This is a genomic window from Shewanella saliphila, from assembly GCF_014648295.1.
GTDB classification, from domain to species: Bacteria; Pseudomonadota; Gammaproteobacteria; order Enterobacterales; family Shewanellaceae; genus Shewanella; species Shewanella saliphila.
The window spans coordinates 1-12,498 of sequence record NZ_BMQV01000031.1 but is presented as its reverse complement, the minus strand read 5'-3'; the positions used below and the strand labels follow the sequence as shown (position 1 = coordinate 12,498).

The window sequence follows — 12,498 nt, the reverse complement described above, 5'->3', positions numbered from 1 at the left end:
AAAATAAAAGCTGTTAACCTCGATTTTACACTTGGTCCCAAGATGGCGGCGTTGAGTAATATTGGCTAACAAACTCAATAAAACAGGCCACTTTAGGCGCTAAATATTGCCGATTTGCATACACCATATACAAACCGACAGGCTTAGGTTCATAACCTTGTAAAATACGCACTAACTTACCCTCGGCGAGAGCCTTACCCGCAATAAACGTTGGTTGAATGACAATACCGCCGCCTAATATTGCAGTATTCACCAGCAACTCACCATTATTGGCAATTAAGTTATCATTAAAATCAATAGTATGACGCATGTTATCAAACCCAGAAAACAGCATTGCATCATCAGAATATACATACTTCAAATAGTGATGATGCTGTAATTCAGCCGGCGTTTTAGGTAACCCGCGTGCAGCAAGATAATCTGGTGAAGCCATAATCGCGATATTGATTGGCGCTACTTTTTTACAAATGTATGACGAGTCAGCCAGTTGTCCAATACGCATCGCCACATCCACCCCCTCATCAACAATATCAACTTTGATGTCTGTTAAGGTGATTTTCAATTTGATTTGCGGATAACGCTGCTGAAACCCCATCAATAGTTGAGGTAAATGCAAGGTACCAAACGACATAGGTGCACTAATGGTTAAGGTCCCCGAGACAACTTGAGCATGCTCGGTTAAACGACTCTCCATTTCATCAATATCAGCAATCACTTGCAGGCAGCGTTGATAATAGTCACTGCCCGCTTGAGTCAAGCTTAAGCGGCGCGTGGTGCGATGCAATAATCGGGTTTGTAAGCTTTTCTCTAAAGCCGAAATGTATTTACTTACCAATTGTGGCGAAACGGCTAATTTATCGGCCGCTTTAGTAAATGCCCCTTCTTGCACTACGGTCAAAAAGGCCCGCATGGTGTCGAGTTTATCCATTGATTAACAACATACTGTTGATTGTTTATCTCTTTTTAGCATATTTATCTTTATATAGGTTAACAATATAGTGATTCGCACAGGTGTAAAGTCGCCCTTTCGGCACAACCAATATGAGGCTCATGATATGACACAGCAAAAACCACTTTTTATATCGCACGGCTCGCCGATGATGGCAGTAGAAAAAAGCCAAACGTCACGGTTTTTACAACAATTAGGCCTAGCGATTCCAACACCGAGTGCCATTGTGGTGTTTTCTGCCCATTTTGATGTTAAACACGATGTGATCATTACTGCTGGGCAGCAGCCTGAGACTATTCACGATTTTTATCATTTTCCAGATGAGCTTTACCAAATCCGTTACCCTGCACCCGGGGCACCAAAACTTGCCCAACGTATTGCCACACTGTTTGCCGACGCCAATATCAATGCCAAGTTAGACAGCCAACAAGGCTGGGATCATGGTGTGTGGATCCCACTCAGGTTAATGTACCCACAGGCCGATATTCCCATCGTACAGATTTCAATTAACACGGGACTTGGAGCTACACAAAACTATCGATATGGCCAATTATTAGCCTCACTAAAGCATGACAATATTCTTATTATAGGTTCGGGCGGGATAAGCCATAATTTAGCCGAGGTATTTAAGCGCACTAAAACCGTTAATGGGGTCGACATGATGAACCAGTTTAGGCATTGGGTTGAAGACAAGCTGGTAAATAATGATATTGAGTCTTTACTGAACTACCAACAACTTGCTCCGCATGCCAAGTTTAACCACCCAACTCAGGAGCATTTTTTACCGTTAATGTCGGTACTTGGTGCAAGTGGCAATACTCGAGCTAACAAAATACACCAAGACGTTGAGTATGGATTATTAGCGCTTAATGCCTATTCATTTTCTTAAGCGATTAGAATATATCAACTCGATATTTTCCTCAAAATTGAGAATGCATCAATAACATTAAATAACTGTATTAATGATACAAATTGACTTTACTGAACAAAAATACTACAAATAAATTACAATTTTACAATGCTGATGGATATCGTGCGTAAATCAGCATAAACTCAAAATATATGTTGCTAAATACCATTGATTCACATCACTCAATAATACTTTTTTGAGTTTTACCTAAAAGCTCACGTAACCTCGTATAATTTCGCTTATATTACTTTATCAAATGAGTTATCTTGTAACATAGCGTACACATATAGAGACAAAGTCGTTGATATATTTGATGTTGATTAATAGCCTCAAGGAACCGATCTATGCTGATTGAACATGACATTACTGACGTACGAGTTGGGATGTATGTGGTCGAAATCACCGAGCCTAAAGATACATTTACACTGACCAAGCCAGGCGTGCTTAAAAGTGAACGTGTTATTGAGGCATTAAAACGTAAATCGGTTACTAAATTATTAATTGATACGAGTAAAGCTGAAATCATTGACGAACAAACTCAGCCAGAAGTCAGCCGTCCAACGGTTAAGCCACCTCAACAAGTACCACCCGCACGCCCAATAACCAAACCTAATTTCTTTAATCAAGAAATCGTTAGAGCGCGCCAGGTGTTTAACGAATCAAAAGATATTCAAAAAAAGCTGTTTCATAATGCGCAGCATGGTTTGCCATTAGACATGGACCCGGTACAAAAAATTACCACAGAATCTACCGACCTGATTTTTAACAACCCTAATGCTCTGTCGTGCGTGATTAACATCCGCAATAAAGACGAATATTTATTGGAGCATTCGGTATCAGTGTCAGTATTGATGACCATGTTTGCGGTGTATAAAAAAATCGACAAGGACATTGTTAATCAATTAGCGGTTGGCGCATTTTTGCATGATGTGGGTAAAATCATGATCCCTGACCGGATCTTAAATAAACCCGATCGACTGACTGAAGATGAGTTTCATATTATGAAAACTCATGCCAGTTACTCTATTGAGATCATGAAAAGCACCCCGGGTATCAGTCCATTAAGTCTTGAAGTCGCCAGTTTACATCATGAAAAACTCAACGGTGAAGGCTATCCTTTTGGCGTCCCTGCTGAGAAAATTACCATATATGGCAGAATGATCAGTATTTGCGATATTTTCGATGCGCTGACATCACACCGTTGCTATAAAGAAGGTTATGCTCAGGTTAAAGCCTTTAGCATATTGCGGGCGCTGGCAGACAAAAATGAACTCGACAAAGATTTAGTCGACGAATTTATTCGCTGTATGGGGGTTTACCCTGTCGGCTCTGTGGTGCAGTTAGAATCGAATAGACTGGCCATTGTACAAGGTCATAATCCTAAAGATCCTATCCGCCCATTAGTGAAACCGTTTTATCATTTAAAGCCGGATCACTTTGAAGTTAGCCAAAAGATTGACCTGGCGACTGTCACCGACGATTTAATTGTCAAATGCGTTCGAGCTGACGATTACAATCTCAATATGGAACAAATAATCGAGTTTCTGGCCCACGAGGGTTAGGATTTTATTGAGTAAAAAGACTCAACGACTGACCTTTTTTAGGCCAAATAAATAGCGCATCAGGTTAAAAGGTTTTATGACCCAATAACACAGCGCTGCACAAATAATAAAGGCGCTAACAAGTAAACTGAGCGATTTAACCATTATTCCCGCTTGCCACTGCACGATATAAAACGCCAACATCACAATGACGGTTTGATGCAAAATATAAAATGGGTAAATGAGCTCATTGGTTTGCTGTAGCCAGGTTGGTGTTCTGTTAATGTACGCACTGGCAAACCCTACCATGGTTAATAACCCCGACCACGACACCATGGTGCACACCCACCACCAAATTTGCCACCGAGCCGTTAATGACAAATACGGGCTTAAGTCTGGCGAATAGTAATATGCATAAAAGAGTAACGAGCTAATGAGTAGACTGATTAAATAGGTGCGACGATGCAAAGCCAATGTTTGCCAAATCTGCCCGCTGTATATAAAACTCATGCCTGCTAAAAAGAAAAACAGATAAAACAAACTCAATGACAGGTTTTCAATATAATGGCTGTCATCAGGAATCTGGTATTTTGCCCCCCCTCTCACTATGACTAACACCAGCCCTAACGACAGTAACCCATATGGCGACTGACTCAGACGTTCAAGCCACTTAAGCCACACAGTCCCCGTTGCGCCATCTAAAAAGCGTTTAAACGGTATAGCCAGTAACATAAAAATCAACAGAAACTCGATAAACCATAAATGATTGTTATCAAACGACCACATAAGTTGGCCATAAGCCGATAACAATGAGTCATAATCGGCGATATTTTCGACATAGTTTTGCGGCGGTACAATCAATATCATCCCCACCAGTAATGGTATAAATAACCGATGAAATTTACTGATCATAAACGACTTTGCCGACATTTTTTGCAGTAACAATAAACTACCAGCCCCTGCAATAAAAAATAACGTTTGCAGTCTAAGCTGTTCAAAGTAAACCATAATATCGTCAAGCACTTTGCTGGACTCATTATTCATAACATGCCAGCCATCACCATTGAATGGCATAAAGACATGATGCCAAAAAACAGCAAAAATTAATATCACCCGTAACCAATCAAGCTCAGAATAACGTCTACTTTGGGGTAAAGCCTTGTCCATAATCAATGCCTTCCTCTGGCTTATTCGTGTAATTATTGCCGTGATAGTATGCCGATAACTATCGGCATAAGGCTATTTTAGGGCATAAGTAGCTTACAGCAACATCACCACAGTTTTTATTAGGCCATACTTTTTGCAATGCTTGGTTGATTAGCAATGACTAGCGCCACAAAGGCATCGACCGTGGCGCTGTGATTAGTTGACTTGACATGCAACTGCGTCGCAATGGATTTATGCGCATCAGTAAGTGTTAAAAAGTGGCAGCCTTGACTGTATAATTTACTAATACAATACGGCGCAATGGCGACGCCTATGCCTGCGGCCACCTCGGTTAATAAGGTTTGCATATGCCGAGGCTGACTCACGATATTGGCTGAAAACCCTGCTTGTTTACACATCATGATAGTGTCATCAAACAAGCCGACTGCTTCATCTCGATGGAATATGATTAATTTTTGTTGCTGTAACTGGCTCAATGCGATTTGAGTGTATTGTGCTAAAGGGTGGTGTGCTCCCACAACGGCCACAAGCTTGTCGATATAGATATCTTTACTGCTAAATTCATCTTGAATACCTGTGGGTAATGGCCGAGAAAAACCCACATCAATACTATTTTGCTTAAATGCTTCTATTTGTTCTGTCGCGGTCATCTCAAATAAGCTGACATGCACATCTGGGTATAACTGCGAGTAACTGCGAATTAGGTCGGCCATAAAACTTAAGCAGGCAGAACTTAAATAGGCAATTTTTAACTCGCCCACTTGTCCTTGCTCTGCTCGCTTTACTTGGCTTTTTGCTTTTTCTGCCAAAGCTATAATCTGTTTGGCATCATGCAGTAATTGCTCACCTGCTGTCGTGATCATCACTTCACGTGAGTTACGAATAAACAATAAAACGCCAAGCTCATCTTCCAGCATCGCAATATGCCGACTAATGGCGGGTTGCACGGTATTTAGCTCGCGCGCCGCGCCAGAAAAGCTTTGATGTGCTGCCACACTGATAAAACTATTAAGCAATTTAATATCCACACCACACCCCTATGCGTTTTTGCTATAGATTCCATCAAATAATAACATTTTTGTTATGGCTTGTTTGTGTTTATTCTACAACCAATAAGATTACAGGCTGTAATATAGCCTTAAGCGATAGGAAAACACGATGCAAAGCTTACAACAGCAAACAGAAGCAAAAGTCGCAGAAGGAAGACAAAAGAACCCTGCCTTTATGCAAAAGGTTGACGAGATAATAGCCCAGTCAAAATCGTTTCAACAAGGTAACGACGCCTTAACACTTGGGCAAAACGCACCTACGTTTTCACTTCCCAATGCAAATGGCCAAGCCGTTTCACTGGCCAATTTATTGCAAAAAGGCCCGGTTGTGGTGACATTTTACCGAGGCAATTGGTGCCCTTATTGCAATTTACAACTGCGCGCATTGCAAGCACGTTTAAGTGATATTAACGCCCTAGGTGCACAGCTTGTTGCAATTAGTCCTCAAATTCCAGACGGGTCAATGACCCAAGATGAAATCAGCAATATGGATTTTGAAGTGTTGTCAGATCAAGACGCAAAAATCGCGGCGCAATTTGGCGTAGCGTGGCAAGTCCCGGCGTTTCTGAGTGAGCATATGCGCGTGGATCGTAACCTCGATTTAGACGCTATTAACAATGGCAACGGCGCAATATTACCTATCCCGGCAACATTTGTGATTGACCGTGCGGGCAAGATTGCTTGGCGTTTTGTTGATGTAGATTACCGTACCCGCTCAGAGCCAGACGACATTATCGACGCACTAAAAGCATTAACTTAACGTCCTGTCTTAATCAAACGACCTGGCACAAGACACACATTCGCAAGGTCGTTTCTATCTAACCATTGATTGAATGGACCATTGATTGAATTGTCCATTGTTGACTATTTCACAGGTAATACCCATGACTCATTTATCTAAATTGGGCAGTTATACGCTATTGTGTATCGCTAGCCTCACCATTATGGTTGGTGCCCTTGTTGCGCCCGGGTTAATCAGTATATCCAATGCCTTGGGCATCAATGAATATGCGGTATGGTTGGTGACATTTCCGGCATTAGGCGCGGTAATATTTGCCCCACTCGCAGGTAAATCAATTGATAAATTTGGCGCTTATCGCTCACTTATCATCGGTTTGATACTGTATGGCGCCTTAGGATTTGCCGTATATTGGCTACAAGGCCCCTGGTTTGTCTTGTCTAACCGTATTTTATTAGGCGGCATTACGGCCGTGGTGATGGCAAGCAGTACGGTATTGATTTCGCAGTGGTATGTGGGTAATGAACGCCTGAGCATGATTGCCAAACAAGGCATGGCGATTGAACTTGGCGGAGTATTATTTTTATTTATGGGCGGCAAACTTGCCAGCTTATATTGGGCTTATCCGTTAAGTTTATACTTAGTTGCTTGGTTATTTTTGCTGATGCTGTTGCTGTTTGTGCCACGTAAATCCCCCTCTCTCAGCGATGAAACACAAGGTAATGCTCCGCAGGCTCAACAAGGCTTGTCACTTAAGCAAGTGTATCTATTTGCCACATTGGCAATGGTGGTGTTTTTTACCGCCATTGTTCAATTGCCAAATAGCATGGCACAACAAGGCTTTAACGAGGCAATAGTGGGCAATGTATTAGCGTTTATCTCATTGGTTGCCGTTGTTGCAGCGCATTTTATACCAAAAGTGGTCAAATACATGAGTACAACGTATTTACTCGCGGTTGCATTTGCAGCTTACGCCCTAGCTCATATTGTTTTTGCCAACACCAATGGCTTGCCATTGTTAATGGTTGGTTCAGTGTTTGCGGGAGTAGGCTTTGGTTTTAGCATTCCTTTACTTAACCATATGACAGTAGAGAAAAGTGCGGCCAATGTTAGAGGTAAAAATTTATCTTATTTTACCATGGCCGTGTTTGGCGGGCAGTTTATTACCTCTTTTGTTGAGTTTATTCCTGGTGGAGTCGCAGCGAGTTTTTATACCAGCATGATATTAGCCGCCCTAGTCGCGATAGTATTGGTAATTAAACAACGCGGTTCTCACCTCGATTCGCAAACGGCTTAACGATCAAAATAATCCTATGTCATCGTCATTAGCATGGCGATGACATTAACCGGTTAAGGTGTTTATATGTGCCAATTAACCAGTAATAAACGATGTTGATGACATACCAAGGTTTTATACTATTGAATCACTTTGGTGCACAGCATCCCTCATTTGGTGAGAAACAACGACATACAAACCACGTTTAGCCTTATAAAATCATTAAAACTGCCTGATATCAGCTTGGCACAGTTCTGGCTTTAGTCTGGATGCTTTTAATGGTTTTCGGTTGGAATACTCTGTTGACAAGGGCTTGAATACTCAAGTCAAAAACCATTTATATCTGTCAATTAAATGGAGTATTTATGTCTAAAAACACCGCCTCTGCGGCGCATGTGAGTGCTGCACTTTTATCATCATCATCATCTGCTATGGCTGATACCACCGTCATTCGCTCAAGCTTTCTTCATTTCCTACAAGACCCTACTCAAGTAAACAATATTTTTGATGCTTACCAATACCTTGAAGATGGCTTATTAGTGATTGAAAATGGTCACATTAAAACATTAACAGCGTTTGACGCTCAAACAGCGCAGCAATACTCATCGATTATCGACAAACGAGGTAAATTAATTATTCCGGGGTTTATCGACACTCACACCCATTACGCTCAAACTCAAATGATTGCCGCATACGGCGAACAGCTATTAACCTGGTTGAATACCAATACCCAAACAACCTGAAGATACTCGATTTCAGCAAGAATTTACACGCGTTTAGGCAAGGCATTGATTGCGGGGAATGGTTGTTCCCTTTCCAAAATCAATAACGAAGCATAAACGCGTGTAAAACTTGCCCTTTGGGAGTTTCACCGTGTTCCCACTACGTTGTTGCGCTAATTTATAAGGTACCTACATTACCGCATTAACGCGCCTAGTATTGAAAACACGGTGAAGCTCTGAAACACGTATCTTCAAGTTGATTGGGTATATTTTCCCACTGAAGAGCAATTTAGTGACATTGACCATGCGCGTAAAATTTCGCAGTTTTTTATCCACCAATTACTCAAAAATGGCACCACCTCAGCATTAGTGTTTGGTACGGTTCATCCGCAGTCTGTTGATGCGTTATTTGAAACGGCATTAGCAAAAAACATGCGCCTTATTGCTGGTAAAGTCATGATGGATCGCAATGCTCCAGCGGAGTTACTCGACACGCCAGAGTCAAGCTACCAGGACTCAAAGAACCTCATTGAAAATTGGCACAATAAAGGCCGTTTGCAATACGCCTGCACAATTACAACTTGCGGGTCAATTAAAAGCCCAATACCCAGATGTGTATGTGCATACTCATTTATCTGAAAACAAAGACGAAATAGCCTGGGTAAAATCATTATTTCCTGAACGTGAAGGCTACTTTGATGTGCATACCCAAACAACCTGAAGATGCTCGATTTCAGCAAGAATTTACACGCGTTTAGACAAGGCATTGATTGCTGGTAATGGTTATTCCCTTTCCAAAATCAACTAAATTAACAAAAGCCGCAGCATAAACGCGTGTAAAACTTGCCCTTTGGGAGTTTCACCGTGCTTCCACTACGTTGTTACGTTAATTTATAAGGTACCTACATTACCGCATTAACGCGCCTAGTATTGAAAACACGATGAAGCTCTGAAACACGTATCTTCAAGTTGATTGGGTATATGACCATTATGGCTTAACTGGTAAAAAATCCATTTTTGCCCATGCCATTCATTTAACCGACAAAGAATGGGACAGCTTTCAACAAACTGATTCAGTGATTGCTTTTTGCCCGACCTCTAACTTGTTTTTAGGCAGTGGCTTATTTGATTTAACCACCGCAGACAGTAAAAAGGTACGTGTTGGTTTAGGTACCGATGTGGGTGCTGGCACCAGTTTTTCACCGCTGCAAACCTTAAACGAAGCTTACAAAGTCATGCAGTTACAAGGTAAAAAACTGTCGCCATTTAAAGGTTTGTACATGGCCACCTTAGGCGGAGCAAGATCACTAAGCATCGACGACAAAGTGGGTAACTTTATCCCCGGTAAAGAAGCCGATTTTGTGGTGTTAGACTGGGCCGCAACCGATTTACAACAGCTGCGTTTTAGCTACTCAAGTGGCATTGAAGACAAACTGTTTGCGCTTATCATGCTGGGTGATGACCGTAACATCTTTGAAACGTATGTTGCGGGTAAGTCGGTGTATCAACGCGATACACTTAACCCTAGATAAAGCTTAATATGCATAAATGACAACAGCTTACCTTGTTGTCATTTTATGCGTTAGCGCACAAAAAATGACCACGCTTATGTTAAGGTTAATGTCAGATATTCATTTTAGGGCGCAAATATGCAAACTCTCACTAAAGAATACATCACCTCACTGTTACCTGAGCGCCCTGATAATAGCCATAAAGCAACCTTTGGCCATGTACTGAATATTGCAGGCTCAATGCATTATCGCGGCGCAGCGTATTTATCGAGTTTATCTGCACTGAGAACTGGCGCAGGTTATGTGACACTGGCCAGTAGTCCTGGTGTTTGTCAAAGCGTAAGCGCATTAACGCCCAACATAGTCATGCGGCCATTACCGACTCGGCCCGTTATTTACGCCGAATTTAGTCCGCAAATGACTGATTCTGTGTCTATCGAATTACAATCAATCGACACTGAATCTATTGATGAAAAAGCGGTACTGCAGTTACACGATTTACTAGAGAAAACCTCAGTAATCACCGTTGGCAGTGGCCTGAGTATTGGTCAAAGTAAAGATGAGTTTAACGCCTCAACTGCACCAGCCAGCGGCATGGCAGTTGCCGAGGGTAATCATGGGTTTTTCTTCGCCTTACTTGACGCTCTACAAACTCGCAGCCAAAGCATGGTATTTGACGCTGATGCGCTCAATTTTATCAGCCATTTTTTACATCATTCACAACGTAACCCACAAACACCGTTTAAATTACCTGAAAACAGTATTATTACCCCACACCCTAAAGAGCTGGCACGCTTACTTAATATTGACGTAGAGGAAATCCAATCCGATCGCGTGCACTACGCAACACTGGCAGCAAAGCAATTACACACCATTGTACTGTTAAAAGGTTACAACACCGTAATAAGCGACGGTGAATACGCGTTTATAAATCCCACCGGTAATAATGCTCTCGCGAAAGCAGGCAGCGGCGATGTGTTAACGGGCATTATTGGCGGGTTTTGTGCTCAAGGCCTTAGCCCATTAAATGCAGCTTGTCTTGGGGTATATTTGCATGGTTTAAGTGGTGATTTAGCCGCACAAGCTTTAAGCGAATATTCGGTGCTTGCCAGTGACTTACTTGAATATATCCCACAAGCCATTAAGCAAATTGCAGCTATTACGCCCGTAAATTAATAACTATTTAGCCCCTGCCATTAATAAGCCGTGAGTGATGATGAGTCACTCACGGCTTTAACTATGTAACAACAGATAATAACAGTAAAATACCTAATCAATTGAATGGCGCCATACATCTTCAGCTTTTCTCCACACTTACATCATATTTTCTGCACAATATCTTTGTACACTTAACATTGATTTAATATTGGTCACATTTAAACGTGGATTATTAAAACTTAATCACTTTTTTAATTTAAATCAACGATAAAAATTAAAAAACAAACACAATACCGATAATAATAAGTGTCTTAAATGAATATAATATCACCCCACATTGAGCAGTTACTATCAACATTTGACAGTCATAATTTAGATGACTTACAACATGCTAACTTGCAAAATAGAGTGGATTCTAAATTCATTTTACCGTTAGCATTTTTGCCTCATTTACTCGAAGCCGCTCGTCATCATTACAGCGTTTTAGAGATCAATGGCAAGCGTACATCAAATTATTTTAATCAATATTTTGATACCCAAGAGATGAGTTTTTATAAAGACCATCACAATGGTAAATTAAACCGCTTTAAAGTGCGTAAACGCACTTACCTCGATACAAAAACACAATACCTCGAAGTCAAATTTAAAAATAATCACAAACGCACCATAAAAAGTCGTATTCGTTGTAATGAAAATGTGCATTTAGATGACAATAACCACTCTTTTATTCAGCAGCATTTAGGCTATGACCTCACTCAGCTGTCGGTTTCACAACAAGGGGGCTATCAACGTATTGCACTTGCAAATGAAGCTTTACCTGAGCGCCTCACGATTGATTTTAACCTTTGGTATCAATCATCGGCAGGAGAAGAACGTATCGATTTAAACGGTTTTTTTATTGTGGAATTAAAACAACAAAAACATTCAAAAAGATCTCCTTTTTATCAATTATTACCGCAACATTATTTTACGCCAACGCCGTTCAGTAAATATTGTATTGGCTGTGTACTATTGCGACAGCAAGCGATTAAATACAATCGCTTTAAACCTATACTCATGAAGCTTTCCTCATTAAATCAATCTAACCAACATACTGCATTATGGAATCATTAATATGACCGAAATTACCCCAGACTTTATTGTGTTATTTTTAGTAAATTTTATATCAATAGTCATGTTGTGTTACGGCTGTTATTTCCGTACTCATAAAAATGCAGGGCGAGATCGTGAACGTTTTTCGAACAATTCGACGCACTATTTGACGTTAACATCTCGCTATGATCTTATACTCCCTTTTTTCGGGAGCACACCATGCATATTGACCACTTCAAAGAGAATTTCCAAACAATTACAGACCAGCGTCAAGGGGCTAAAGTGACCTATTGCCTTTTTGAGGTACTGTTTGGTTCGCTATGTGCCGTTATCGCAGGCGCTAAAGGCTGGTTTGATATTCGTGAATACATTCTTGGGCATCAT

12 protein-coding genes and 2 pseudogenes are annotated in these 12,498 nt (G+C 41.0%); 11 read left to right on the top strand and 3 right to left on the bottom strand.

What is annotated here, in order from left to right:
- Positions 1-25: 25 nt before the first annotated feature.
- Positions 26-928 (bottom strand): LysR family transcriptional regulator, encoded by a 903-nt coding sequence (locus IEY48_RS13965; protein ID WP_188921329.1) that lies wholly within the window; start codon positions 926-928, stop codon positions 26-28.
- Between the two features lie 127 nt (positions 929-1,055).
- Here IEY48_RS13965 and IEY48_RS13960 point away from each other — a divergent pair, with 127 nt between their 5' ends.
- Complete coding sequence (locus IEY48_RS13960; protein ID WP_188921327.1) at positions 1,056-1,838, top strand: DODA-type extradiol aromatic ring-opening family dioxygenase; 783 nt, start codon at positions 1,056-1,058, stop codon at positions 1,836-1,838.
- A gap of 365 nt (positions 1,839-2,203) precedes the next feature.
- On the top strand, positions 2,204-3,421 hold the full coding sequence (locus IEY48_RS13955) for a cyclic di-GMP phosphodiesterase (RefSeq protein ID WP_188921325.1): 1,218 nt from the start codon (positions 2,204-2,206) through the stop codon (positions 3,419-3,421).
- 21 nt (positions 3,422-3,442) lie between these two features.
- Here IEY48_RS13955 and IEY48_RS13950 read toward each other — a convergent pair whose 3' ends face one another.
- Together IEY48_RS13950 and IEY48_RS13945 are read right to left on the bottom strand one after the other, a co-directional pair.
- Entirely contained in the window at positions 3,443-4,567 is a 1,125-nt protein-coding gene (locus IEY48_RS13950) for an acyltransferase family protein (protein ID WP_188921323.1), read from the bottom strand.
- Positions 4,568-4,686: 119 nt separating this feature from the next.
- Positions 4,687-5,595: a LysR family transcriptional regulator gene (locus IEY48_RS13945; protein WP_188921321.1), complete on the bottom strand. Its 909-nt coding sequence runs from the start codon at positions 5,593-5,595 to the stop codon at positions 4,687-4,689.
- Between the two features lie 130 nt (positions 5,596-5,725).
- Here IEY48_RS13945 and IEY48_RS13940 point away from each other — a divergent pair, with 130 nt between their 5' ends.
- From IEY48_RS13940 to IEY48_RS13905, 9 genes and pseudogenes are all read left to right on the top strand, one after another.
- Complete coding sequence (locus IEY48_RS13940; RefSeq protein WP_188921319.1) at positions 5,726-6,376, top strand: peroxiredoxin-like family protein; 651 nt, start codon at positions 5,726-5,728, stop codon at positions 6,374-6,376.
- A 124-nt stretch (positions 6,377-6,500) separates the two neighbouring features.
- Entirely contained in the window at positions 6,501-7,652 is a 1,152-nt protein-coding gene (locus IEY48_RS13935) for an MFS transporter (protein ID WP_188921318.1), read from the top strand.
- Positions 7,653-7,996: 344 nt separating this feature from the next.
- Positions 7,997-8,374, top strand: a complete 378-nt coding sequence (locus IEY48_RS13930; RefSeq protein ID WP_188921316.1) for an amidohydrolase family protein — start codon at positions 7,997-7,999, stop codon at positions 8,372-8,374.
- 276 nt (positions 8,375-8,650) lie between these two features.
- Positions 8,651-8,830 (top strand): annotated as a pseudogene (locus IEY48_RS20460) (amidohydrolase family protein); the annotation flags it as partial.
- Positions 8,831-8,882: 52 nt separating this feature from the next.
- Positions 8,883-9,074 carry an amidohydrolase family protein gene (locus IEY48_RS20455; RefSeq protein WP_229786476.1) on the top strand — a complete coding sequence of 64 codons (192 nt, stop codon included), beginning with the start codon at positions 8,883-8,885 and terminating at the stop codon, positions 9,072-9,074.
- A gap of 271 nt (positions 9,075-9,345) precedes the next feature.
- Positions 9,346-9,885, top strand: a pseudogene (locus tag IEY48_RS13920) (amidohydrolase family protein); the annotation flags it as partial.
- A gap of 117 nt (positions 9,886-10,002) precedes the next feature.
- Entirely contained in the window at positions 10,003-11,040 is a 1,038-nt protein-coding gene (locus tag IEY48_RS13915; RefSeq protein WP_188921314.1) for an NAD(P)H-hydrate dehydratase, read from the top strand.
- Between the two features lie 297 nt (positions 11,041-11,337).
- The gene (locus IEY48_RS13910) at positions 11,338-12,135 is read left to right on the top strand and encodes a polyphosphate polymerase domain-containing protein (RefSeq protein WP_188921312.1); all 798 of its coding nucleotides are present in this window, start codon (positions 11,338-11,340) and stop codon (positions 12,133-12,135) included.
- Between the two features lie 198 nt (positions 12,136-12,333).
- A partial coding sequence (locus tag IEY48_RS13905; RefSeq protein ID WP_188921310.1) for a transposase family protein occupies positions 12,334-12,498 on the top strand: 165 nt, incomplete at its 3' end.